The organism is Rheinheimera metallidurans (assembly GCF_036983985.1).
Taxonomy (GTDB): Bacteria; Pseudomonadota; Gammaproteobacteria; order Enterobacterales; family Alteromonadaceae; genus Alishewanella; species Alishewanella metallidurans.
In genome coordinates, this window is record NZ_JALAHQ010000001.1 from 141,289 (window position 1) to 166,330 (window position 25,042).

At 44.3% G+C, this 25,042-nt stretch carries 23 protein-coding genes, 1 tRNA gene and 1 pseudogene; 13 read left to right on the top strand and 12 right to left on the bottom strand.

Annotated elements, in window-relative coordinates:
* Window positions 1-3: 3 nt before the first annotated feature.
* Window positions 4-810: an alpha/beta fold hydrolase gene (locus MN199_RS00720; protein ID WP_335738086.1), complete on the bottom strand. Its 807-nt coding sequence runs from the start codon at window positions 808-810 to the stop codon at window positions 4-6.
* 183 nt (window positions 811-993) lie between these two features.
* On the opposite strand from MN199_RS00720, the gene MN199_RS00725 reads away from it, so the two are divergent.
* The 5 genes and pseudogenes from MN199_RS00725 (at window position 994) to MN199_RS00745 (ending at window position 4,333) form a co-directional block, all read left to right on the top strand.
* Window positions 994-1,302 (top strand): type II toxin-antitoxin system RelE/ParE family toxin, encoded by a 309-nt coding sequence (locus MN199_RS00725; RefSeq protein ID WP_335738087.1) that lies wholly within the window; start codon window positions 994-996, stop codon window positions 1,300-1,302.
* Between the two features lie 34 nt (window positions 1,303-1,336).
* Window positions 1,337-1,633 carry a HigA family addiction module antitoxin gene (locus MN199_RS00730; protein ID WP_335738088.1) on the top strand — a complete coding sequence of 99 codons (297 nt, stop codon included), beginning with the start codon at window positions 1,337-1,339 and terminating at the stop codon, window positions 1,631-1,633.
* A gap of 92 nt (window positions 1,634-1,725) precedes the next feature.
* Window positions 1,726-1,989 (top strand): annotated as a pseudogene (locus MN199_RS00735) (DDE-type integrase/transposase/recombinase); the annotation flags it as partial.
* Window positions 1,990-2,158: 169 nt separating this feature from the next.
* The gene (locus MN199_RS00740; RefSeq protein ID WP_335738089.1) at window positions 2,159-3,301 is read left to right on the top strand and encodes an HlyD family secretion protein; all 1,143 of its coding nucleotides are present in this window, start codon (window positions 2,159-2,161) and stop codon (window positions 3,299-3,301) included.
* 9 nt (window positions 3,302-3,310) lie between these two features.
* Window positions 3,311-4,333 carry an FUSC family protein gene (locus MN199_RS00745; RefSeq protein WP_335738090.1) on the top strand — a complete coding sequence of 341 codons (1,023 nt, stop codon included), beginning with the start codon at window positions 3,311-3,313 and terminating at the stop codon, window positions 4,331-4,333.
* Window positions 4,334-4,492: 159 nt separating this feature from the next.
* Here MN199_RS00745 and MN199_RS00750 read toward each other — a convergent pair whose 3' ends face one another.
* From MN199_RS00750 to rpsU, 5 genes are all read right to left on the bottom strand, one after another.
* Entirely contained in the window at window positions 4,493-4,690 is a 198-nt protein-coding gene (locus tag MN199_RS00750) for a hypothetical protein (protein WP_335738091.1), read from the bottom strand.
* 339 nt (window positions 4,691-5,029) lie between these two features.
* Window positions 5,030-5,106: transfer RNA gene (locus tag MN199_RS00755), tRNA-Ile, on the bottom strand.
* 181 nt (window positions 5,107-5,287) lie between these two features.
* Window positions 5,288-7,129: an RNA polymerase sigma factor RpoD gene (gene rpoD / locus MN199_RS00760; protein WP_335738092.1), complete on the bottom strand. Its 1,842-nt coding sequence runs from the start codon at window positions 7,127-7,129 to the stop codon at window positions 5,288-5,290.
* 85 nt (window positions 7,130-7,214) lie between these two features.
* On the bottom strand, window positions 7,215-8,969 hold the full coding sequence (gene dnaG / locus MN199_RS00765; protein ID WP_132581377.1) for a DNA primase: 1,755 nt from the start codon (window positions 8,967-8,969) through the stop codon (window positions 7,215-7,217).
* Between the two features lie 148 nt (window positions 8,970-9,117).
* On the bottom strand, window positions 9,118-9,333 hold the full coding sequence (gene rpsU, locus MN199_RS00770) for a 30S ribosomal protein S21 (protein WP_132581379.1): 216 nt from the start codon (window positions 9,331-9,333) through the stop codon (window positions 9,118-9,120).
* Between the two features lie 180 nt (window positions 9,334-9,513).
* Here rpsU and tsaD point away from each other — a divergent pair, with 180 nt between their 5' ends.
* Window positions 9,514-10,527, top strand: coding sequence for a tRNA (adenosine(37)-N6)-threonylcarbamoyltransferase complex transferase subunit TsaD (gene tsaD / locus MN199_RS00775; protein WP_132581381.1), 1,014 nt, complete (start codon window positions 9,514-9,516; stop codon window positions 10,525-10,527).
* Between the two features lie 166 nt (window positions 10,528-10,693).
* On the opposite strand, the gene plsY is transcribed toward tsaD, so the two are convergent.
* Window positions 10,694-11,299, bottom strand: coding sequence for a glycerol-3-phosphate 1-O-acyltransferase PlsY (gene plsY / locus MN199_RS00780; protein WP_132581383.1), 606 nt, complete (start codon window positions 11,297-11,299; stop codon window positions 10,694-10,696).
* Between the two features lie 138 nt (window positions 11,300-11,437).
* On the opposite strand from plsY, the gene folB reads away from it, so the two are divergent.
* The 3 genes from folB to MN199_RS00795 all read left to right on the top strand — a co-directional run bounded on the left by folB (window position 11,438) and on the right by MN199_RS00795 (window position 13,179).
* Window positions 11,438-11,791: a dihydroneopterin aldolase gene (gene folB, locus MN199_RS00785; RefSeq protein ID WP_132581385.1), complete on the top strand. Its 354-nt coding sequence runs from the start codon at window positions 11,438-11,440 to the stop codon at window positions 11,789-11,791.
* Complete coding sequence (folK, locus tag MN199_RS00790; RefSeq protein ID WP_132581387.1) at window positions 11,791-12,276, top strand: 2-amino-4-hydroxy-6-hydroxymethyldihydropteridine diphosphokinase; 486 nt, start codon at window positions 11,791-11,793, stop codon at window positions 12,274-12,276. The genes folB and folK overlap by 1 nt, the downstream gene beginning before the upstream one ends.
* A 75-nt stretch (window positions 12,277-12,351) precedes the next feature.
* Window positions 12,352-13,179 (top strand): undecaprenyl-diphosphate phosphatase, encoded by an 828-nt coding sequence (locus tag MN199_RS00795; RefSeq protein ID WP_335738093.1) that lies wholly within the window; start codon window positions 12,352-12,354, stop codon window positions 13,177-13,179.
* Between the two features lie 62 nt (window positions 13,180-13,241).
* Here MN199_RS00795 and MN199_RS00800 read toward each other — a convergent pair whose 3' ends face one another.
* Window positions 13,242-14,486, bottom strand: a complete 1,245-nt coding sequence (locus MN199_RS00800) for a multifunctional CCA addition/repair protein (RefSeq protein ID WP_335738094.1) — start codon at window positions 14,484-14,486, stop codon at window positions 13,242-13,244.
* 97 nt (window positions 14,487-14,583) lie between these two features.
* On the opposite strand from MN199_RS00800, the gene MN199_RS00805 reads away from it, so the two are divergent.
* The gene (locus MN199_RS00805; protein WP_132581393.1) at window positions 14,584-15,510 is read left to right on the top strand and encodes an ExeA family protein; all 927 of its coding nucleotides are present in this window, start codon (window positions 14,584-14,586) and stop codon (window positions 15,508-15,510) included.
* 85 nt (window positions 15,511-15,595) lie between these two features.
* The gene (locus MN199_RS00810) at window positions 15,596-16,369 is read left to right on the top strand and encodes a general secretion pathway protein GspB (protein ID WP_335738095.1); all 774 of its coding nucleotides are present in this window, start codon (window positions 15,596-15,598) and stop codon (window positions 16,367-16,369) included.
* A gap of 14 nt (window positions 16,370-16,383) precedes the next feature.
* On the opposite strand, the gene MN199_RS00815 is transcribed toward MN199_RS00810, so the two are convergent.
* The 3 genes from MN199_RS00815 to putA form a co-directional block, all read right to left on the bottom strand.
* The gene (locus MN199_RS00815) at window positions 16,384-17,601 is read right to left on the bottom strand and encodes an HD-GYP domain-containing protein (protein ID WP_335738096.1); all 1,218 of its coding nucleotides are present in this window, start codon (window positions 17,599-17,601) and stop codon (window positions 16,384-16,386) included.
* Between the two features lie 86 nt (window positions 17,602-17,687).
* Entirely contained in the window at window positions 17,688-18,815 is a 1,128-nt protein-coding gene (locus MN199_RS00820; RefSeq protein WP_335738097.1) for an HD-GYP domain-containing protein, read from the bottom strand.
* 173 nt (window positions 18,816-18,988) lie between these two features.
* Complete coding sequence (putA, locus tag MN199_RS00825) at window positions 18,989-22,759, bottom strand: bifunctional proline dehydrogenase/L-glutamate gamma-semialdehyde dehydrogenase PutA (RefSeq protein ID WP_335738098.1); 3,771 nt, start codon at window positions 22,757-22,759, stop codon at window positions 18,989-18,991.
* Window positions 22,760-22,890: 131 nt separating this feature from the next.
* Between putA and MN199_RS00830 the strand changes: the two genes are divergently transcribed.
* Complete coding sequence (locus tag MN199_RS00830) at window positions 22,891-23,397, top strand: Lrp/AsnC ligand binding domain-containing protein (protein ID WP_132581401.1); 507 nt, start codon at window positions 22,891-22,893, stop codon at window positions 23,395-23,397.
* Window positions 23,398-23,403: 6 nt separating this feature from the next.
* Here the strand turns inward: MN199_RS00830 and MN199_RS00835 are convergent, their stop codons facing one another.
* Window positions 23,404-24,006, bottom strand: a complete 603-nt coding sequence (locus tag MN199_RS00835; protein WP_335738099.1) for a TIGR04211 family SH3 domain-containing protein — start codon at window positions 24,004-24,006, stop codon at window positions 23,404-23,406.
* Between the two features lie 133 nt (window positions 24,007-24,139).
* Between MN199_RS00835 and MN199_RS00840 the strand changes: the two genes are divergently transcribed.
* Complete coding sequence (locus MN199_RS00840) at window positions 24,140-25,042, top strand: CYTH domain-containing protein (protein WP_335738100.1); 903 nt, start codon at window positions 24,140-24,142, stop codon at window positions 25,040-25,042.

Below are 25,042 nucleotides of genomic sequence, written 5' to 3' on the forward strand. Positions count from 1 at the left end.
GGCTTACAATAGGGTTTTTAATGCGTTTAATACTGTGTCTGGCTCATCCTGCATAATATTATGACCAACCGTGTTTAGCCGCATATGGCTGCCGTTTCGTACCCCAGCAAACAATGCTTGATGTAATTTCAGCCATAAGGCTTTGCCTGCAGTTGTTTCAACAAAAACCATAGGCTCAGATTCGACGCGGGTTGATGTTAGCAAAATAGTTTTCAAATCAGAAGGTAAAGGCGAAACTTCATGGCCGGCCAACTCTAGCTCTTGATTAAGTTGCTGCAATTGCCGTTGCAGTTTCGCCGGCAGCATGTTTTGTAGTAAGGCATCTTCAGCGGAAACCGCCTTGGCATCAGCTGCTTTAAACCAGACTCTTTGCTGGGCGACTGTAGGGTCGATTAACAATAAACCTGTGACGTGCTCACTATAACGTCGGGCAAATTCACTTGTTACTAAGCCACCGTATGAGTGCCCAACTAAAACCAGCTTTTTACCCTGACTAAATAGCTGAGTAAGTGAGGAGAGATCTTGTATGTGCTGTTCTATGCCTGACGGTTGCGTACGATCTTCCGATTGGCCAGTGCCCGCCCGAGCATAACGTATCGCAATAATATCAGTAGGTAGTTGCGCCACTATGCTGTCCCATGCACTGGGACCGCGACCAAAACCAGACTCAAATAATACAACGGTATCGCCTTGTCCTGAAACAACCACGTGTAGCTCTAACCCGTTAATGCTTGCAGCGTTAGACGGTATGCTAAAGCAGCTAATAACAGCGATAAGAGAAACTTGTAAAGCGGTGAATAATTTATGCATAGTTTGGCTCCTGACTTTGCTAAAAACTTAGATTCCCATTGATACTAACCAATGTGCGGTAAAGAAATGGTAAAGAAAAATACATTTTGTGCAGAGTAGGTAGGTAAGCGTGAATATGCATCATTTTGCTTGAATAGTGTAAAGCAGTGCTTTACACTATTCGTCATTGGGGAAGGAATACTTATGGCGATAAAAAGTTTTACTCATAAGGGATTAAAGAACTTATTTTATAAGGGCGATAGTAGTGGTGTACAGCCAATACATGCTGCAAAACTTGAGATAATGCTTGATACCATTCAGGCATCACATCATCCAAAGGATCTAAGGGCCATTTATGGCTCTAAGTTTTCAGAAAAGAATGGATCAGGAACAGGTGTTTATGCAATCGACGTAAGCGGCAATTGGCGTGTTACTTTTGAAATTGAAGATAATGGTGCCGTGCTGCTAAATTACCGTGATTATCACGGAAAGCAAATTAAGGCTAAAAAATAAAAATAATAGCCAAGTAATGACTAAGGAAAAGAATATGGAAAAAATGACCAGATGCCCAACACATCCGGGAATTGTTTTTCGGATGAATATTTTAGAAGAGCATGGAATATCTATTACCAAAGCAGCGAAAGCATTGGGTGTGTCTCGTACTACCATGAGTAATTTTTGCCATGGGCATACTCCTTGTACTCCAGAGATTGCCCAAAGAATAGCTCTCTCTATCGATAGTAATGTTGCAGTATGGATTAATTTGCAAGCTAACTATGATGCTTGGTTTGCCGAGAATGGCGAAAAGCCTAAAGTTGAAAAATTATTGCCGTCTGCTGCTTAAATGAAGTTCAGGAACCCGCGAAAGCGGGTTTCTTTTTTGTCCCAGTGAAAGCAGGGAAGTCCAATCGTCCTGTAAGGTGTTAAGGGGATAGCCTCTTTTCTATTTATCGGGAGTTAGAGCTTAACATGCGCATAAAGCCGAAGAAGCGCCTAAAAAGGGATAAACCCGATGTACTGGCAGTGCCTGACGCGATGAACGAATGTTGGTCTATGGATTTTATGCATGACTCGCTTAAAGATGGCCGCAGCATAAGGCTGCTGAATATCATTGACGATTTTAACCGTGAAGGTTTTACAATTGAGGCAGACCGCTCGTTGCCTGCTGAGCGGGCTATCCGCACACTAAACCAATATTTATTCAGCAGTATTACCCTACGCTCAATCTAGAGCAATTATTGACATGCCGCTTCAAACAAATCGCGCGCATAATTTTGCTATAAACATACGAAATAAAAATTAAAGGCTATGCTAACAGCATGTATTAAGTGCTATTTTAGCCATAAGTAAATAATATTGGATACCGAACATGGATCAGGATAGCGAAAAATTATCCGAGACAGAAAAAAGTATTAACTCCAATGCGGCGCCGGTGAAAACACAAGACACAAATAGTGCGATGCGCATCAGTGTGTTGGTATTTAGTTTATTGTTATTACTGGTGATGTTGTACGCATTGACCGACCGCATTGCACCGAGCAGTTCGCGTGGCATTGTCTCTGCTCATATTGTGCAAATTGCCCCTCGCGTAGCGGGTGAAATAATAAAAGTGCATGTTGCAGACGATGCGGTAGTTGAAGCGGGCAGCGCACTATTTTCACTGAACCCATATCCATTTGAATTGGCAGTACGCCAAGCCGAAGCTAACTTTAAAAGTACGCTGCAAAGTATTGATGCTTCTGGCGCTGCTATTGTAGCTGCGCAGGCTTTAGTGACACAGGCCAGAGTGGCGCGAGATAACGCTCGCACTGAAGCTGACCGCACGTTGCGTTTGGCACAGCGTGGTTTAGTTTCTCGTGCTCAGGCAGATACAGCCAAAGCCAGTGTTGATGATGCTAATGCGCGCTTACTTAGTGCAGAAGCTAATCTTGATAGTGCTAGGGTTGAGTTAGGCTCTGTAGGTCGAGATAATCCCGTCATTGCTGCCGCAGCAGTTCAGTTAGAACGCGCTCAATACGATTTATCATCCGCTACTGTTACTGCACCACATCGGGGCGTGGTGACCAATGTTTTACTTTCCACTGGCCAATATATAACTGCCGGTAGCCCATCATTAACCTTTATCGATGCAGAAGCCGCATGGATTACCGTAGATTTACGCGAAAACCAACTACAGCTGGTTAATGCTGGCGATGTGGTGCACCTATTATTTGATGCCGTGCCCGGAGAGATTTTTACCGGCAAGGTACAAAGTATCGCCTGGGGTATAGACCCGGGCCGCAGTATGCAAGGTGGTTTAGTGGTAAATCAGCAAAGTAATCGCTGGTTTGAGCCAGCACGACATATTCCTGTGCGCATAGAGCTTGACGGCGGCATGGCCGCTTGGCCAAGAGCAGTTCGCGCCGGTGGTAAAGTGCATGTTGTCGTATTCGCGGGTAGTGAAGACAACCCTATCAGCTGGCTAGCAAATGGTTTGCAGCGAGCGCGCTCTATTACCAGCTTTTTACACTAGGCTAAACAAATGTATATCACTCCAGCACCTAGTGCCCAAGATGATCCTTTATACGGATTGCGTTTAGGCTTAACCGGTATGCTGGCTTATGCCATGATCCCCATTATTGATCCCGCCTTACCATCTGTTATTGCTGCTTTACCCATAGGGTTAATTGCCTCACAACGTAAGGCATTTCAGCCAATAAAAGCTGTTGCCGGACCTATTACTATGATGGTGGTAGTGATCTTAATGAGTTGGCTAGTAGAGCAATTACGGCCTATGCCATTAGTTTATGTTGGTAGTATGTGGCTAATCTATTTTACCGGCTTTCATATGATTTTAAAAAGCGGCTCACCAGCCGGCATGTTGTTGTTAATTATCTCGGTGCTAATGTCTGTTATGGGCATGAACGGTAACGCCACCTTAGAAACAATGCGTGACAGTTTTCTTCAAGCATCATTTGTTGCACTGCTATTAGCACCTATTGTGTATATGGTTTTTCCGGCGCGTACCACCGAACGGCATATCGCAGCGCCTGTGCCAAGTGAGGGTAATATTGTACTAGGTGCAGCCATTCGAGCTTCAGTATTACTAATGCTAAGTTTTTGGTTGTACTTAGTAATGCAACCTTCAGACATGATGATGGCCATTATAGCCGCAATGGTGTTGGTGTTTCCTACTCGCCACGCCGTATTTTTTGAAGCCAAGCAACGCGTACGGGCGACACTGCTTGGTGGTGTAACTGCGTTAGTTATTTTGGTGCTATTTACGTTTTCGCAGCATTTATTGATATTGCTTGGCCTAATTTTTCTCGCCGGAACCTGGTTTGGCAGTAAAATGCTTAACTCAACCCAGCCTAGCATGGTGTATCAATATGCCTTCTCGGTAGCATTAGCGCTAATAGCTGGCGCACTTTCAAGCCAAGATGCTGGCTACGCTACCTTCACTCGCATTGTATTAACCATCACCGGCGCCTTTACCGCCGCGTTTTTAGTTGCTGCCTTAGATGCGTTAACGCGCTGGCAAAAAGCGGAAAAAAGCCAAGCTTAATAAAGTGAAAAGTGCGTCTTATCGCAGTTTTTAGAGCTGGGAAGTTCAAACAAGCTTGTCAGGGAGGTAATAAATTCAAACATTAGTACCACCGCCCCAAAATAGCCTTGGCTAGTTTGTCAGTTTCCCTTGCGAAGGATAGACAACGCCGAAGCGCCATTAACAAGCGCAAGCACTTGCCGATTTCTTACTTGCAGTGTCACAACAACTCATTGCTTTGCTTGCGTTGTCTTTGGCATCTTCCGGCTTACCATTATCATGGCAAGACGCCGCTTTACTGTGGTGTTCTGCACATGCCCGGTGTTCATCGGCTGCTGCTTTATGGGCGTTACTGGCTACTGTGTTAGTGTTTGACATAATAATCACCTTCATTGAGTTTGAATTAGCTGATTAACGCGGCAGCAATAGCTACCGGCCAGCATTAATTAGTATGTACTGAAGATTCTAAGGCGTCTGTATGATAGCGAACATCGCGCAATGGCTGCGTGGCCGCAACTATGGCAAATTGGGCATTTATTGCTTCGAATTGCGACAGTTTTTGTTTCCGGAATAGATTTAAAGCAGCCTCTCAAAAAATAGCAGTGGGCTTCCCAGCTTTTACTAGCCCTAGCTGTTCAACTACAGTTAGTCGATTTTGTTCATAAGAGTAATGGGTTTTGGTACTGAGTGCAGCTTGAAAGTGTGTATTTAGTGAAATGGTGGCCCCAGCTGGACTCGAACCAGCGACCGATCGATTATGAGTCGAGCGCTCTAACCAACTGAGCTATGGGGCCATGTGCAACTTTTATATTGAGAGCTCAATAAGTAGCGGCAGGCAGTATAAAAACTTTTGGCTGCTTTGTCATCCAGCTTGTGACATTAAGTGTGGCAACTGCTGTTTTTTTAAGCTTATAGCGTTAAAAGTAACAAAGGCGCTAAAATAGCGCCTTTGTATTAGGAGTACATCGGCCTTATTTACTCGTCAAGAAAGCTCTTTAATACTTCTGAACGTGATGGATGACGTAGCTTACGCAGTGCTTTTGCTTCAATTTGACGAATACGCTCACGAGTTACGTCAAATTGTTTACCTACTTCTTCTAACGTGTGGTCGGTATTCATATCGATACCAAAACGCATACGAAGAACTTTTGCTTCACGCGCGGTTAAACCGGCTAACACTTCATTGGTAGCGTTTTTCAGGCTTTCTATGGTCGCAGAATCGAGCGGTGATTCACCGGTCGCATCTTCGATAAAGTCACCTAAGTGCGAATCTTCATCGTCGCCAATAGGCGTTTCCATTGAAATAGGTTCTTTAGCAATTTTTAACACTTTGCGAATTTTGTCTTCTGGCATTAGCATGCGTTCTGACAATTCTTCTGGTGTTGGTTCACGCCCCATCTCTTGTAGCATTTGCCGTGAAATACGGTTTAGCTTGTTGATGGTTTCAATCATGTGTACTGGAATACGGATAGTACGGGCTTGGTCAGCGATTGAGCGTGTAATAGCTTGACGGATCCACCAAGTAGCGTAAGTTGAAAACTTATAACCACGGCGATATTCAAACTTATCTACTGCTTTCATCAAGCCGATATTACCTTCCTGAATTAAATCAAGGAACTGTAAACCGCGGTTGGTGTATTTTTTCGCGATAGAGATAACCAGACGTAAGTTAGCTTCAACCATTTCTTTTTTCGCACGGCGGGCTTTTGCTTCACCGATTGACATGCGGCGGTTGATATCTTTAATTTTAAAGATACTTAAGCCGGTTTCTTCTTCTACCTTTTTCAGTTTTTCGATACTGCGCACTAGCTCTTCTTGCATATCCTGCAATTTAGCTGAGTAAGGTTTGTTTGCTGCAATTTCTACACTAACCCATGCAGTTGATGTTTCAAAACCGGTAAAGGTTTTCACAAAGTGCTTTTTCGGCATTTTTGCGTAATCAACACAATGTTTCATGATGATGCGCTCTTGAATGCGCACGCGATCCATCATTTCACGCATGTTTTTAACTAAGCGATCGAATTGCTTTGGCACTAAACGGAAACAACGGAACACTTCACTTAGCTTTTCAATTTCAGCTTTGGTGGTGGCATGTTCACGGCCATTTTTGACAATAGAATTACGGGTAACATCGTACTGAGTACGTAGCTCACCGAATTTTTCACGTGCCATTTCTGGATCTGGGCCGGTGTCGCCGTCATCCGCATCACTGTCTGCGTCGTCGTCGTCTTCTGAGTCGTTATCGTCCATTTTGTCTTCAGGCACTTCAGAACCGATATTACTACCAATTACAGGCGCTTCTTCAACTTCGTTCGGATCGATAAATGCGGTAACAATGTCGCTTAAACGAATTTCTTCAGCTTCATACTTGTCCCACTGCTCTAGCAGGTAAGTAATGGCTTCTGGATATTCAGCTACCGAGCTTTGAACGGTATTAATACCTTCTTCGATACGTTTGGCGATAACAATTTCGCCCTCACGAGTTAGTAGCTCTACTGTGCCCATTTCGCGCATGTACATACGCACAGGGTCAGTAGTACGGCCTAGTTCTTTATCTACGCTAACTAATGCCTGAGCTGCTTCTTCAACGGCATCTTCATCCGTGGTAGCATCAGCCATGATTAGATCATCGGCATCCGGGGCACTTTCAAATACCTGGATCCCCATGTCATTGATCATGCGGACAATGTCTTCTATCTGATCAGAATCGATAATATCTTGCGGTAGGTGGTCATTCACCTCGGCGAAGGTTAGATAACCTTGCTCTTTACCTTTGATGATCAAGAGTTTTAACTGCGACTGAGGATTTTGCTCCATAGAGACTGATCTTCCACCAATGTTGATTAATGTAAAATTGCGAACTAGTGATTATAACAAAGCGCGGCTTTTCTAGCCAGCCGCATTAGTTCGCAAGCCTCGGTTTTTTGCTTTTCAGGGCCTGTAATAACAATTTGTATTCATGCCATTCGGCTTTACTTAACTGTTGTAGCTTATCTTTTCGTTCAAGCGCCTCTAAGCGTTGCTGTAAATACTGATCTTCAATTGAGTGAAAAGTATCAACAAACTCTTGGCATAGTTGCTCTGGGTCAATTTGGTGATCCCAAGCAGCGAGTGTCATTAAGATGCTGTGCTCTGGTAAATCACGCCATTGCTCCAATAGCTGTGCAGTAGTTAAACTAGGTTCTTGTTGCAGTCGTTGCTGCAGCGTTAATAGTAGGCCGATACCGGGAATATTTGCATCAGCAAGTTCTGGGGCATTAGGCATTACTTTCACTATATTGGGGTTCTGCAGCAATAAACCAATAGCGCGACGCATTGGTGTTATTTTCATTGCGCTTGACTTAACGCGATTACTGGCTCGACTAACCGTGGCTTTAGTGCGTTCACGCGGCTTACCAAGCAAGTTTGCTAGTTTGTCGGTTAAACTTTCACGGTAAAACTCACTAGGAATTTGTTTAATAAGCTCGCTAGCCTTTACCGATAATGCAGATTTCCCGCCATCAGTGCTGGGATCAAACTCTTGAATTAAATGCTCAAAAAAATACTGATTTAATGGTGTTGCAGCACTGATTCGTTGTAAAAATGCGGCTTTACCTTCTTTTTGCACTAAAGAGTCGGGATCTTCACCATCGGGTAAAAATACAAAGTTTAACTCAACGCCATCTTTTAATTGGGGCAGGGCGCTTTGTAGTGCACGCCAAGCGGCATCGCGGCCTGCTCGGTCACCGTCGTAACAGCACACCACTTTAGGGGTAAAGCGAAATAGTGCGTGCATATGGTCAGAGGTGGTGGCAGTGCCTAGGCAAGCTACGGCAAAACGAATATCTTGCTCGGCTAAGGCAACAACGTCCATATAGCCTTCAACCACTAAAACCTGCTCTAAATGGCCAGGCTGTTGGCGAGCTTCATATAAGCCATATAACTCTCTGCCTTTTTGAAACAGGCGACTTTCTGGTGAATTTAAGTACTTTGGTGTGCCATCGCCTAATACTCGACCGCCAAATGCGATAACCCGGCCGCGTTTATCGCGGATAGGGAACATTAAGCGTTCGCGGAAAAAATCGTATTCACGGCCATTATCATTACGGTTTATTAAGCGCAGCTCTACGAGCTGATCACGTAATTGCCGATTATTGGTTGGGCTTAAGCGTTTTAGTAAGTTATCCCAGCCATCGGGCGCATAACCAATACCAAAGTCGTTTAGCGTTTTTGCACTTAATCCACGCTGGCTAACGTATTGTTGCACTGAACCGGCGTTAGGGTGCTGTTGCAACTGCTGTTGATAAAACTCACTAGCTTGCTGCATTAAGTTGTAATCGTCAGCCTGCACTGCTGGTCTCGCGCGGCCAACGCCTTGCTCACGAGGTACTTCTACATGATGCTGTTGTGCAAGTTCTTCAATAGCTTCAACAAATTCAAGCTGCTCAAATTCCATCATAAAACTGATGGCATTGCCGTGCGCACCACAGCCAAAACAATGATAAAACTGCTTATCTGGGCTTACGGTAAAAGATGGCGATTTTTCACTGTGGAAAGGGCAGCAGGCAGCGTAATTTCTACCTGCCTTTTTTAGCGGTACACGTTGGTCGATAAGCTCAACGATGTCGGTGCGAGCCAACAAGTCGTCGATAAACTGTCTTGGAATTTGTCCTGACACCTTTTTCCTTTTGGCTTTTTGCAGAAAAAGACAAACCGTGCCTTGCGAGCACGGTATGCAGATGTCGACTTGCGATGTTGTATTGGTGGCTTAAAACGGACGTTAAACTATGTCAGTAACCGGCACCAATATCGCGAAGCGGGTACTCTTAGTACAGCTTGATGCGACGTGCGTTTTCGCGAGACAGCTTCTTAGCATGACGCTTAACAGCTGCTGCTTTCTTACGCTTACGGATCCAAGTTGGTTTTTCGTAGAATTCTTTAGCGCGTACGTCAGCTAAAATACCAGCTTTTTCGCATGAGCGCTTGAAACGACGTAATGCTACGTCAAACGGTTCGTTTTCTTTTACTTTAACAACAGGCATTAAATTCTCACCTCAGGGCCAAATTGGTTATCTGTGAACCAATACGATTAAAAATGGTGCGGCATTTTACGCAAAAAGCTAAGACGATGTAAAGCTATTCCGCGATCTAAATCCGATCCTCTAGCTCTGACAGTGCTGAGCCGTTACAATAGCCGCCATTTTAGCTGAATTGAGACGCGGATGCGAGTTTTAGGTATCGAAACTTCTTGTGATGAAACCGGTATTGCTATTTATGATAGCGAGCAGGGTTTGTTAAGCCATGTGCTATATAGTCAAATTCCAATCCATGCTGATTACGGCGGCGTAGTGCCAGAATTGGCGTCGCGCGATCATATTCGCAAAACTATTCCACTGATCAAGCAAGCCTTAGCTGATGCTGGTATTACTGCTGCTGAAATTGATGGCGTAGCCTATACCGCAGGTCCCGGGTTAGCGGGCGCCTTGTTAGTTGGTGCATCGATTGGTCGCTCACTGGCAATGGCATGGCAAAAGCCGGCGTTGGCCGTGCACCATATGGAAGGCCATTTATTGGCACCAATGCTGGAAGAGCATTCGCCAGAGTTTCCGTTTTTAGCTTTATTAGTATCGGGCGGGCATACGCAGTTGGTAGCGGTAGAAGGCATTGGCCAGTATCAACTGTTGGGCGAGTCGATAGACGATGCTGCTGGCGAAGCCTTCGATAAAACAGCTAAATTAATGGGCTTAGACTACCCTGGTGGGCCGTTACTGGCCAAACTTGCACTGCAAGGTAATGCGAAAAAATATAAATTTCCGCGGCCAATGACCGATCGGCCCGGTTTAGATTTTAGTTTTAGTGGTTTAAAAACCTCTGCAGCAAATGTTATTGCTAAAGAAGGCAATAGCCCACAGGTGCAAGCTGATATTGCCGCGTCATTTCAGCAAGCGGTGGTTGATACGCTAGTAATTAAAAGCGAGCGCGCTTTGCTACAAACTGGTTATAAGCGTTTAGTTATTGCTGGTGGTGTTAGTGCCAATACGTCGTTACGTGAGCAACTTGCCGTATTATTAAAACGTTATGGCGGTGAGGTGTTTTATCCACGTAAAGAGTTTTGTACTGACAATGGCGCAATGATTGCGCTAGCCGGTTATTTTCGTTTAGCAGCGGGGCAACAGCAAGACTTAACTATTGGCGTAACACCACGTTGGCCAATGCAAGATTTGCCGGCAGTTTAAAATTTACTATGTGTTTGAGTTAAAGGTTGAAGGTTGGAATCCCGATTTGGGCGTCACAGAGTGTTTGAACGGACGCGTTAGCGGTAGTGAGTTGCTGTGGCGAGCCAAAGCGGGAGTTGCAACCGAAAACGCAGTAACCACACTCTAGTCATGATTGAACTAGTCTTCATTCTCGAATGCGTTTGGTTTTATCCCAAATTTTACTTTCTTTGCCCTGCCACAATCGTAAGATGTTTTCACGATGACGCACAATAATCAGGATGCTTAGCATCAGTACCGGCAACGTATAGAGCGGCTTAATAAACCAAGTAAATAACGGCGCTAGGCTAACGGTTAAAATAGCCGCTAGTGAAGAGTAGCCAGTAAAAATGACTATTATTAACCAGCTTACAATTAATAAACCGGCTAAATCTAGGCCAATGGGCATCATGGCGCCAAATGCGGTAGCAACCGCTTTGCCGCCTTTAAAGCCAAAAAATAATGGAAAAATATGACCAACACAGGCTGAAATTGCAATTAGGCCAAGGAAGAGCGGTTCTATTTTTAAAAAATAGGAACCCCAGACCGGAATAGTGCCCTTAAGAATGTCGAATAGCAGTACTAATACTGCGGGGAATTTTCCACCGAGACGTAAAACGTTGGTGGCACCTGGGTTGCCAGAGCCGTGTGAACGGGGATCAGGTAAGCGAAACAGCTTGCTGACCAGCACTGCTGATGAAATGGAGCCTAAAAGATAGGCTGCTAGCATCATAATTCCAATCAGCGGGGTCATTAAGGCGGTTCCTCAGCACCAGTTTTTACGGTAATATTACTGCCTAATTTAGGGGAAGCAGATTATAGGCTTTTTGCCGTTTTACCTATCCGACCAGCCTACCTGAAACCAGAAATAACGCAATGCGGATGTAACTGAATGGACATAGTTTTTATAAAACAGCTACAAGTAGACACTGTAATAGGGGTTTACGACTGGGAAAAGACCATTCAGCAACCTTTGTTTCTGGATCTGTCATTAACAAATGATCAGCGTAGCGCTGCAGCAGCCGATGATATTAAATTAACGCTTGATTATGCGGTAATAGCAGAAAAAGTGACCCAGCTTATTACTGCGCAACCGATAGAGCTAATAGAAACGGTAGCCGAGCGCGTAGCACAAATGCTGCTTGCTGAATTTGCCACTAATAAAGTTGAAGTTACGGTAACTAAACCCGGGGCCGTACCTAAAGCGCAGACGGTGGGCGTGCACATTGTGCGGAGCCGAAATTAATGGCGCGTATTTATATTAGCATTGGCACTAATACTAACCGCAGCTACCATATTCAGGCTGCAGTCAGTGCATTAGGCCAACATTTCGGCCAGTTAACGTTGTCATCGGTATATGAAAGCGAAGCGGTTGGCTTTAAAGGCAAAGCGTTTTATAACATGGTGGTAGCAGCCGATACGAGCTTATCTGTTGCGCAATGCGTGGCGTTATTTAAGCAAATAGAAGACGCTTATGGCCGCGATCGCAGTGCGGCAAAGTTTAGCGGTCGTACTCTAGATCTAGATTTGCTAACCTATGACGATGCTGTGTGCCAGCAACCTGTAGAATTACCCCGAGCTGAAATTACTGAAAATGCCTTTGTATTATGGCCTTTATCTGAGATCGCGCCCGAGGTTATACACCCAATAACAGGGCAAAGTTATGCTAGCCTATGGCTGCAGTATACAAAACAACAAAAATTATGGCCGGTGCCATTTCAATGGAGTTGATGACTTTTGTTAAGCAGCTAAAACACAAGCTGGTTTAACTTAAGATGTTTTTTAATATTAATTAAATAAGTTGCTATGGATATAATTTTATTATTAAAGGCCCTACTGCTAGGCATTGTAGAAGGCATTACAGAGTTTTTACCCATTTCAAGTACTGGCCATTTAATTGTTAGTGCTGATCTGCTTAATTTTCACAGTACGGAAAAGGTTTTTGAAATAGCGATTCAATTAGGCGCTGTCTTAGCGGTGGTTTACGAATATCGCCAGCGTTTTAGTCATATCCTAACGCATGTCGGTAGGGATGCTAAGGTTAACCGTTTTGTCATAAATATAGCGATTGCCTTTATGCCAGCGGCAGTAGTTGGGCTTTTGTTTGCCGCTAAAATTAAAGAGTTTTTGTTTAATCCTATTACCGTAGCCACTGCTTTGGTGGTTGGTGGATTAATTATGTTTTGGGCAGAGCATAGACAAAAATCAGTACAACCTAGAGTGTTAAATGTCGATGATATGACAGCAAAAGATGCGTTAGTGGTGGGCTGTGCGCAAATATTAGCACTTATTCCTGGTACATCGCGTTCAGGTAGCACCATTATTGGCGGTATGTTTGGTGGTTTAGAACGTAAAGTAGCGACTGAGTTCTCGTTCTTTTTAGCCGTGCCTATTATGTTTGCCGCAACCGGCTATCAAATACTGAAATATCGTGATCATTTCAGTATTGATGATATAGCAACTATTGCTGTAGGTTTTATCGCGGCTTTTATTAGTGGTTTATTTGCAGTACGTGCGTTATTAAAATTTTTAGCCAGCCATAACTACGTGCCTTTTGCATGGTACCGTGTAATTTTTGGCGGTATTATTCTACTAACATGGGCAACCGGAATGGTTGAGTGGACCGTCCCTTAACGTTCTAATTTAATACCTATATCAGTTAACATAAGCAGCCGGTTAGGGCTGCTTATTTTTAACTAACTTTTATCTATAGCCGCGCTCTGATGTTGCTTAGCCTTTTGAATTGCTTCTAATCTAGCTTGTTGTATCGCCTGCTTAATAGCTTCACCTTTTAGCCCTTGGCTAACAAAATCTTTCGCATTCACCTGCAATGCGGCTTTAGCCAAGGTCTGTAAATAACTCGCTTGTGTATATTCATCTTGTTCAAAGCCGGTACGACCGCGTAAATCGGCAGTGCAGCATAGCAATATTGCCTCTAGGCGCTCGGGCTTGCGCCACAGGTCTATGGCATTAAATAGTTTTAAGATGGTGCTACTTTTCAGTTCATAGGCACGATGCACCAACTGATGATATTCACACACTAACAGTGCTAAATCGCGACAATCGTTAGGCACACGCATGCGCAAACATAACTGATTAATTAACGCTAAGCCGCTATGTTCGTGGCCGTGGTGCGCTGGCCAAAGTTCCGGCTTGGTAATGCCTTTACCTAAATCATGTACTAAGGCGGCAAAGCGCACGTCTAAACGCGATGACAACTTGGTTGCTTGCTCTAGTACCAGCAGCGTGTGCACGCCGGTATCTATTTCGGGATGCCATTTTTCTGGCTGCGGCACACCCCATAACGCGTTTAACTCCGGCATTAGCGCCTCTAACGCACCGGTAGTGCGCAATAACTGAATAAATGCTTGTGGTGTGCGCTCAGTTATGGCTTTAGCTGTTTCTTGCCATACCCGTTCGGGCGTTAAACTTTGCAATTCGCCACTGAGGCTTAGCTTACGCATTAAAGCCTGAGTTTCGGGTGCAACCGTAAAACCTAAATGGGCGTAGCGGGCATAAAAACGTGCTACGCGTAATACGCGTAATGGATCTTCAGCAAAGGCATCAGAAACATGGCGTAGCACCTTATGTTTAATGTCGTTAATGCCACCAAAAGGGTCAGTTAAACTGCCATCATCAGCCTGTGCTATGGCGTTAATTGTTAAATCACGACGCAATAAATCTTGCTCTAGAGTGACATCGGGGGCGGCATAAACACTAAAACCGGTATAGCCGGTACCGCTTTTACGCTCGGTACGCGCCAGTGCATGTTCTTCTTTGGTCTTTGGATGTAAAAAAACGGGAAAATCTTTACCTACTTGCTGGTAACCTAGATCGAGCATTTGCTGTGGCGTAGCACCAACAACTACCCAATCACGTTCATGAAATGGGTAATTTAAAAGACTATCGCGAACTGCGCCACCTACTAGATATCGTTGCACCGGCTTTCCTGTTAGCTGTTTTTTTGCCATTATACCCGTCGTCTTTGTAAATGCACGGCCGCAACCAATTGCAGCGTCATAACCAGCAGGAAGCAGAATGTATAGCGGATTTTTCGGCCTAACCAGTGCACCTTTTTCAATTGCGCCCAATCCGGAATTTATGTATTTAAGCCCACGGCATGCCGAGGCATTAGCACACTTACGCTTTGGTTTAGGTGATGCTGGCGGTTTTGTACTGTTAACCGGCGAAGTAGGTACGGGTAAAACCACGGTGTCGCGCTGTCTATTACAAGAGCTTGATGCTAACGTCGAAGTGGCTTTTATTTTAAACCCGACTTTGTCAGAGCTAGAATTACTGGCTGCTATTTGTGACGAATTAAAGATCCGTTATAAAAAAGCCGATGCGAGCTTAAAGTTGCTCGGTGATAAAATTAAAGCCAGATTGTTAAAAAATCACGCTAGTGGCAAGCAAACGCTATTAATTATTGATGAAGCACAGCATTTGCAACCAGCGGTACTTGAACAACTGCGGTTACTAACTAATTTAGAAACCAATACTCGTAAGTTGTTACAGGTTATTTTAATTGGCCAACCAGAATTGCAGCAGCTATTAAAACGCAACGACTTACGCCAGTTAGCGCAGCGCATTACCGCAAGGTATCATTTATTGCCGTTAGATTTAGCTGAGGTAAAACAATATCTGCAGTATCGTTTACAGGTAGCAGGTTGTAGCCGCCCGGTATTTAGCGATAGCGCAATAAAACGTTTATATCAGTTGAGCGGCGGCATACCGAGGTTGCTAAACCTAATGGCAGATCGCGCATTGTTGGCGGCTTATAGTCAGCAGCAAGCGATGGTAAATGAAAAGTTAGTTAAGCAAGCCGCAGCTGAAATTTTACCACTTTCTGTACAGGTAAATAGTCCTAGATTACCGCGTTGGCTGTGGCCTGTGTTGGGGCTTTGCGCTATAGTGCTAGGCTTTAGTTTAGCGATATTATTAATGCCTTGGCTGCAAAATCGTTAGCTCAAAGGTTCTTTTTACCTTAACAGTTTCGTCGTGCGTTTTTTATTGAGCATCTTTTTTTCGAGCATTTTGTATAGAGAGTATCATGTCAATTTTAATGGCTGCACTAAAGCAACAAAATAAAACACCGATGCAAGCAGCTGATGGCACTACATATTGGCGTGGCGTTGCTGTAGTACTCGCATTGCTATTGGCTTTATTAATAGGTGCTGCAGCAGCTTACGTATTTATGCAAACAACGCAGTTTGAGCGGTCTGGAGCAACAATAGAGCCGGTTACACCCGCAGCGCCTGAAACCATAATGGCGGCATTAAATACTGAGCAAAAACCCTTAGATCCAGTATCACCAAACAATATTGATGTGGCACTGAATAAGTTGATATCACCCGCACCAGAGCCGATAACTGAACCATTTACTTCATCGCCGCCAGTAAAAACTGTTACTGCCGGTAGCTTAGCGGCAGAACCGCAAGCAGAGATACAGGTTGCGGAAAAACCGACAGCAGAACCAGAAACAGCGGTATCGTCTGAGTTGCGAGATAAGTTTGCGTCGGCATTAAAAGCGACAGAACGAGGTAATAACAATACAACAGAGCGCAATAGTATTAGTGCCCCAGCAACGGATATTAATAGCCTTGATACGCAGTTGCAGCGGCAAATTCCAGAGTTACGCTTTGAAGCCCACGTGTACGCAACCGCTGCTAATCAACGCTGGGTAAAGGTAAATGGTAAAACCTTACAAGAAGGGCAGTGGGTTACTGCTGATATTCGTATTAAAGAAATTACCCCGCAGTACGTGTTAATGACATTAGGTAATCAGCTATTTAGTATGGCAGCTTTGTCTGCTTGGCCTAATTAAGTTAAGGTTGCCCGTTATGCAGGCATAATAAACTGATTAAAAAACTTTTTAATATCAATGCCGTAATCTTCGGCATTTACGGCTGATTTAATCGCGTCATCACATTTAGCATCAGCAAGGTTTACAGTAATAGCGGGTAAATAATGACGTTGTTTCGCGTTATAAAACACTTTAACTATTGGGCAGGTTAAGCGCGTGGGATTATTTTCTAGCACCATCGCTAATTTTTCGCTTTCCATTAATACTAAGGTGCCTGGCGGGTACATACCAATAGCAGTAATAAATTGTTTTACCAATTCAAGATCAAAGTGTGCGGGGCTGTCGGCGCGTAAAATCTTTAGTGCTTTTATGCAAGTTTGGCCACTTTTATACACTCTTTGCGCGGTAATAGCGTCATAAGTATCAACAATGGCGATCATACGAGCGTGCATCGAAATTTGCGCTTGCGTTAGTCCAGCAGGGTAACCTCTACCGTCTAAGCGCTCATGGTGGTTTGCCGCTACATCTAAGCTAATTGCTGAAATGCCCTCAGTTTGCATTAGAATATCGCGACTATATTCAACGTGCTTACGCATAATCACAAATTCGTCGTCAGTTAGTCGGCCCGGCTTATTTAATATTTCGTTTGGTACCTGAATTTTGCCAATATCATGTAGCAGCGCGCCGGTAGCTAATTCCACAATAATGTTTTCATCTAACTTCAAATATTTGGCAAATATACTCATTAGAATAGACACGTTTACCGAGTGTTCTAATAAGTACGCGTCTTTGTCACGCATACGGCTAATGCACAGTAGTGCATCTTGATTACGAAATACCGAATCAATAAAGCCTTCAGCACAACGTTTAAAATCGGCCACGCTAATGGCCTTGCCGTTAGTGATATCGGCAAAAGCACGTTTTTGTAGCGATTTTGCTTGTGAATAAAGAGACTGCGCCTGTTTAATTTCCTGCGCTACGCTATGTTTCTTAAGGCTTTGCCTAGGTGAAAGTGCTACAGCGTCAGGTGTGATTGATGCCATATTAAATGCGCTGTCATCAGGGGCAGCTAATTCAGTTACTTGTTGCTTGCTAGAGTCGATAGTTAACTGCACTACGTTTTTGCTACGCAGTAGTTCAATTTGTGCTGTGCTAGAGATTAAGCCCTGAACCCGAAGCGATTTAGCGTCAGAGGTTTTGGCACTAACCACGTACATGCCACATATTAGTTGTTCTATGGAAATTGTTTTCAAATACGGCTCATTTAATGAAGGCAATTTTAGCAATATTAGTTGTCGCACATAACTTAAACAAGTCTATCTATTCGTGTTTATGCTGGCTAAATATAGTTGCGTACATCGAGCCCATATTTTTTTAAATCGACACAACTTTCAATTAGTTCTTCTTGTTGGCGCGACAAATCGAGTATTTTTGGCGGCAGATGGTGCTGATGTACGCTGTGATAAAACACCTTCACTTTAGGCAGAAGCGGTTTTTTTGCATTGTTTTCTAGCACTAATGCTAACTTTCCACTAACGAGCTTTACTACTGAACCGGGAGGATAGATACCGATGCATTTGATAAATAATTGCAGTAATTCGGCATCAAGTTTGTGTGGTGTGCGCTCTAGTAATAAACGCGAGGCTGCCAGCGGACCAAGTTTGCTGGTTAATGGCGAGGTTAGTTTTTCATAGCTATTGACTATCGCCAACATACGGCTGCCTTTAGCTATCTGTGGTGCACTAATTTTCGGCGAACCGCTGCCATCAAGATGAGCGCAGTGTTGGCTGATCCATAATGAGATCTCACCGGCCAGATCGTTCGTTTTTTGTAGTGCGTTTAAACTAGCCGGAATAGCAACGTAATCTTCAGCGGTTAAATTGGTGGTATTTATTGCTTTGCCTATATCGTGCAATAAAGCGGCAGTAATCAGTGACTGTATTTTATGAGTTGGTTTATTAAGATATCGAGCAAAAGCGGCCATATAGACAGCACAGCTAATACTATGTTGCAGTAAGTTATCACTTTGTTCTGCAATACGATTTAAACACAATAATACGTCTTGGTTGCGGCTAATAGAGTCGGCTAGGCCAGCGCTAACTTCGTGTACTAAAGTAAGATCGATATTGCTGTCGTGACGCACGGCGTCGAGTAACTGACGTTGTACTTTTTGCGTTTGCAACAATGCGCGTTCAGCTTTTGGCCATTCGTTACTAAAGGCTACTTTTGTTGTTGGGTCTTCAGGTGTATCAAACGTGGTTAGCGGAGTGTCTATTGGTGCTGTTGGTAGTTTTTTATCTGGGTCGATCAGGAGTATTTGCACGCCTTTATTACGCAGCATAGCTATAGCATCGCTGGTGCGAACCCAGCCGGCATGCTTGACGATAACTTCACCGGTTTGCTTTAACACTTGGACTACATAACTTCCAGGTTGCAAATCAGTAATACTAACTTCCTGATACGCCATTTTGCACCTTACTTTCTCCATATATAACCAAGCAACGTAACATAACAGATTTTGTTTAACTATAAGTTAACAATGAGTTGATTTGTGACAACTTTGCGATAGAGAGAAGTATATACCAAAAAAAGCCCGCTATTGCGGGCTTGAGTATTGAAGCGTAGTTGTAAAGTGTTAGCTTAATTGTCAGCCATCGTCATTAGCGACGCATTGCCGCCCGCGGCAGTAGTATTAATAGTAACGGTCTTTTCCGTAACTAACCGCTGTAATAAGCGCGGGCCAGCTGGCGAGGTAATCAGCGGCAGTATTGCGCCTTCGCGTGCAGCCAGTAACTCGGCGCATAGCGGTTTTACTGCACTGCTTACTTCGACCATTGCGCCCGCTAAATCTTGATGGGCCAACAGCGTTGTTAAACAGTCTAAACGCACTACGGCTAGCAAATTTTGTGGCATACCGGCAAGTTGCAAAGCTTTAATACAGGCTTCTGCTTCTACTATATCGGTTTCTTCTACTGCAGTTATTACCGCATTACCTGCCGCTAATGCGGTAATAATGGCCACTAACCAGTATTGGAACGAACTAGACTCATCACGTACCAGCGCCAAAATACCGCGCGGATCGAGTACTAAAGTATTACTCTCACCGGTAGGGCCTGGCAACGTGGTTGGTTTTTGCAGCTCTCGCTCTACCCGTTGTAATTTTTGTTGCGCCAGTGTTAGCACTTGCTCTAAGTCAGGTTCTTGCTTATTAACTACCGTGCTTGATGCCAGCGACGCAAGAAATTGCCGTAGTACTGATATACGCTGGCTTATGCTCTGTTGCGCCCACTGCTGTTGCGCTAGCAAAGCGGTTGGCATGGCATAAGCAACCGCATTGCTGGTTGTCTCGCTTAGTAAACTATTGCGCTTTTGTTCACTAAGTTCAGCGCAGCTAACGTCCAGATTATCTTTTACTAAACGGGTTAAATATAACGGGCCGCCGGCTTTAGGGCCAGTACCCGATAACCCACGACCACCAAATGGCTGCACACCAACCACGGCACCAATCATATTGCGGTTTACATAAATATTGCCGGCTTTAATTTCGCGAGCAATACGGTTAGTAAACTGCTCAATACGGCTATGCACACCCATAGTTAAGCCATAACCGGTGGCGTTAATTTGGTTAATAATGTTATCTAGCTCATCAGCTTTAAAGCGAATAATGTGTACTACTGGGCCAAATACTTCGCGCTCTAATACCGTCAGATCACTAATTTCATATAACCGTGGCGCAAAAAAGTAATGCTTGTCGCCAGCAGGTATTTTGCATTCGTAATGTAACGTGGCTTTATCACTTAAATACTGTACGTGGCTGGTTAAGCGCTCATGCGCTTTGGCGTCAATAACTGGGCCTAAATCGGTGCTTAACCACATTGGATCGCCAACATGCAGTTCTGCCATGGCGCCTTTTAACATAGTGATAATTTTGTCAGCAACGTCTTCTTGTAAAAATAAAACCCGCAGCGCAGAGCAGCGCTGACCAGCACTTTGAAAACCGGATGAAATAACATCGTCTACTACTTGCTCAGGCAAGGCGGTAGAGTCAACAATCATGCAGTTTTGACCGCCGGTTTCAGCAATAAGCGGCACTGGTTCGCCGCCGCGTTCAGCAAGTTTACGGGCAATCCAACAACCGGTTTCGGTAGAGCCGGTAAACATAACGCCTTGAATACGGCTGTCGGGTACTATGTGCTCGCCCACTTTGCTACCTGGGGCAATAACTAACTGCACGACGTTTTCTGGCATGCCACATTCGCGCATAATTTCTAGCGTACGCACTGCAATTAAGCTGGTTTGTTCAGCTGGTTTTGCTACTACGGTATTACCTACTACTATGGCGGCCGCAACTTGGCCTAAGAATATCGCCAGTGGGAAGTTCCATGGGCTAATACATAAAAATACGCCCCGCGCTTGCTGTGGTTGGGCATACAGTGCTTCAGCACGGGCGGCATAGTAACGACAGAAGTCTATTGCTTCACGCACTTCGGCTACGCTATCACCTAAGGTTTTACCTGCTTCTTTTACACACAGTGCAAGTAGTTCGTTACGGTGTGTTTCTAAGGCATCCCCGACACGACGCAGCAGTGCTGCACGTTCAGCAACGTCAGTCATTGACCAACTGGTAAAGGCCGTTTCTGCTTGGCCTAATATCAGTTGCATCTGTGCTTTATCGGCAAACTTTAGGTAACCGACAACTTCATCAAGATTGGCTGGGTTGGTTACGGCTTTGGTGTCAACTGGCGCTTGCGCTTGTTGCACAAGCTGAAACCAGCTATCCATTGCTGCTTTTACTGGCTCGATTAAATCGATATCGGTTAAATCTAGGCCATTAGAGTTTTTCCGCTCGGTGCCATATAAGTTAGCCGGCAGTGGAATATGTTGATTGCGCTTTTTGCTCCAACCACGGACAATTTCAACCGGATCGGCTAGTAATGATTCTACCGGTATAGTTTCATCAACAATGTTATTTACAAATGAACTATTAGCACCATTTTCTAATAACCGGCGGACTAAATACGCTAATAAATCGGAATGTTCGCCTACTGGCGCATAGATACGACATGGAATTTTGTCCTTAATAACAATTTCATCGTATAAGGCATCACCCATCCCGTGCAGACGCTGAAATTCAAAGCCGGTATAGTCTTTGGTCATTTCCATAATCGTAGCAACGGTGTACGCGTTGTGCGTCGCAAACTGGGGATAAATGCTGTCGCGGTAACTCAGCATTTTTTTCGCACAAGCTTGATATGACACATCGGTAGCAGGCTTGCGACTAAACACGGGAAAGTCAGTGAAGCCTTCAACTTGGCTAAGCTTAATTTCGGTATCCCAATAGGCGCCTTTTACTAAACGTACCATCATTTTACGGCCAACTTTAACCGTTAAATCGCGAAGCCATTCAATAACATGCAGGCCGCGCTTTTGGTAGGCTTGCACCGCTAAACCAAAGCCTTCCCAGCCATCTAGTTCAGGATCGCTAAATACAGCAGCAATAATATCAAGCGAAATATCCAAGCGGTCCGCTTCTTCGGCATCAATAGTAAAACCAATGTCGTGAACCTTTGCCGCTAATGCCAGTTGTTTAACTCGAGGCACTAATTCTGTTATCACCCGATCGCGATGGCTAAATTCATAGCGCGGATGAATAGCCGATAATTTCACCGAAATACCCGGGCTATTATAAGGGCCTCGGCCTTTAGCTGCCTTGCCGATGGTGTCAATTGCGCGCATATAGCTATCAAAATAGCGATCGGCATCGGCCATGGTGCGAGCACCTTCGCCCAGCATATCGTAAGAGTATCTAAAGCCTTTACTTTCCATCTCATTAGCACGGTCAAGCGCTGCGCCAATGGTCGTACCCATTACAAACTGCGCGCCCATAATTTGCATGGCATAACGCACGGCTTGACGAATTACAGGTTCACCTAAACGACCACAGGTGCGTTTTAATAAACCGAATTGGTGTTTTTTCTGATCATCAGAATAGTTAACTAACTTGCCGGTAAGTAATAAGCCCCAGGCTGACGCGTTAACAAAAAGAGAGCTGCTATTACCAAGGTGTGAGCTCCAATCGCCTTGCGATAATTTATCGCGGATCAGGCGGTCGGCCGTCGTTTTATCTGGTACACGCAATAAAGCTTCAGCTAGGCACATCAGCACCAAGCCTTCTTCAGTAGATAAAGAGAATTCATTCAGCAGTGCATCAACACCACCTTTACCCACCTGCGCTTGGCGAATGGTCAGCACTAACTGGCGCGCACGCTCCCAAGCTCGGCTGCGGGCGTTGACACCGATATCAGCCAGTGGTAATAGGTATTCCAATACCTGTTCTTCATCAGCACGATAGAAATCACGAATAGTTTGACGCAGCGGTTGGGTGGCAACCAGGGAACCGTTATACAACATGGCAGTTAGCTTCCTGACAAAGATAAGAATGCGGCATTTTAGTGAAAACTCCGCAGCATAGGGTGGTTATTTTTGTCATTTAACCCTATATAATTCTGACAAAACCATAAGAAACCGGAAAAATTACTGTTATGAATATTCCTGTGAAAAATAAAACGCTGGACCGAATTGATCTCAGTATTCTGGATACCTTGCAGCGCGATGGCCGTATAGCTAATGTCGATTTAGCTAAAAAGGTTAATTTAAGTGCAAGCCCCTGTATTGACAGAGTAAAACGCTTAGAAAAAGAAGGCTATATCGACGGTTTTGGTGCCCGTTTAAATGCAGCCAAACTGGGTTATGGCACTGCGGCCTTTATTCAGGTTACCTTAGACAGAACTACCAGCGAAGTATTTGATAAGTTTCGTGATGCGGTAGTAAATATTCCACAGGTAGCAGAATGTCATATGGTGGCCGGTGGTTTTGACTACTTGCTAAAATTAAGGCTGCCTAATATGGATGCTTATCGCAGTATTTTAGCGGTGATTGTTGATTTGCCAGGGGTAGCGCAAACACACACTTATGTGGTGATTGAGCAAGTGAAAAACGATCGAGGTTTACCACTTAAAGCAACAGATAGCCCGCAGGTAGCGGGCTAATCTATATTACATCCAACGCTCGCTATCACGGTTTTTCGGTAACAATAGTGGTAAAATAAGGCCAAAAATAAGGCCAGCTAACAAGATAAGTGAGCCAAGTACCATCGGTTTTTCCCAAATAGAACCTTGGGTATTTTCCAATTGTACCTTTAGCTGTTCATAAGCACGGTTAGCTTGCTCTAGTTGTTCTTGCGCAGTTTGGCGCTCGGCAACCGCTTTATTTAATTGGCTATTTAACTCATCACGCTGTTGTTCCAATGCCAATGTTGCTTCATTATGATTGGCATATTTGGCTTTTAACTGTTCAAGCTGTGATGCCAAACCTGGTGTGTAGGTAACATGCTCTTTTGGCAGCCAGCCAGTTTTATCATCCACCTGAATTTGTACATAACCGGTATCGGCATCTTGCGCCAAGTAAGTCACACTTTGCCCAGCATTAACGGTACCAACAATACGGAATTGATTGCTTGGGCCTGAATGCAAATAAACAAACAGGGCATCACTAATATAGGCCGGTTTGCTTTGTGCTTGAGCGTCATTGATAAAGGAGAAAGTTAAACAGCATGCTGAAAACAATACGAGCATGGAGCTTTTAATTAATTTGAACATAGTGATCCTAAGCTTATTTTTCTAAAAACCGCCTTGCAGCCAACACCTTGGATGATAGGGAGTTGCATAGCAATTGACAAGGTTTAAAACGGTTAACACTGTTGCACACCCACTTTAATAAACAGAGTAGCAGATGAGTAATGAACTTGAACTGAAGTTTTTAATGTCACCATCACACTTAGCGCAGCTAGTGACGACATTACCACAGTTGGCGCAAATACAAAGCAGTGATACTACAACACTGCTTAATGCCTACTTTGATACCGCAGAGCATTGGTTTCGCGGCCATGATATGGGGCTGCGTAGCCGACTAAAGCGCGGCAGTTACGAGCAAACAATTAAACTATCCGGTGCGCAACATGGTGCAATGCAAATGCGCCCAGAATATAACGTAGCCTGCAGTACAGTGTTACCGCAATTGTTAAATTTTCCAGCGCATATTTGGCCGCAAAAAACCGATATTAGTGTATTACAAGCTCAGCTTATCGAGTTATTTCGCACCGATTTTAACCGACAAAGCTGGCTGCTTAAATGTACTGATGGCACCGTTATTGAATTGGCCTATGACCAAGGCCAGGTTATTGCTAACCAGCAACAACAAGCTATTGCAGAGCTGGAGTTAGAGCTAATAAGTGGTAATGCCGAGCAGCTGTTTATACTCGCTCGCCAGTTGCTACAGCTAATACCGCTGCGTACCGGCTGGCAAAGTAAAGCCGCGCGCGGTTATAGGTTAGCGGCAACACAAGATGTAGCGCTGCCGTTAGTGGGAGCAAATACATTGCTAGCACAAATATCTACTTTGCAGCAGGCAGAAGCTTGTTACATGCAGCAAGGCGGCAGAGTTGCGCTAACTATGTCGGCAAATGCACTATTTGCGTTGGCAAACTTAATGCAAAATATTCCGGTATTGCAGTCTTTTAGCGTATCAGCCATTCGGCTTGCACAGGCGTTGCCTAACAACGCTGAACTATTTGCTGGGCAAGAATATAATTTACTCTTGCTTACGCTTTCTGAATACTTATTTAAAAATGCCTAA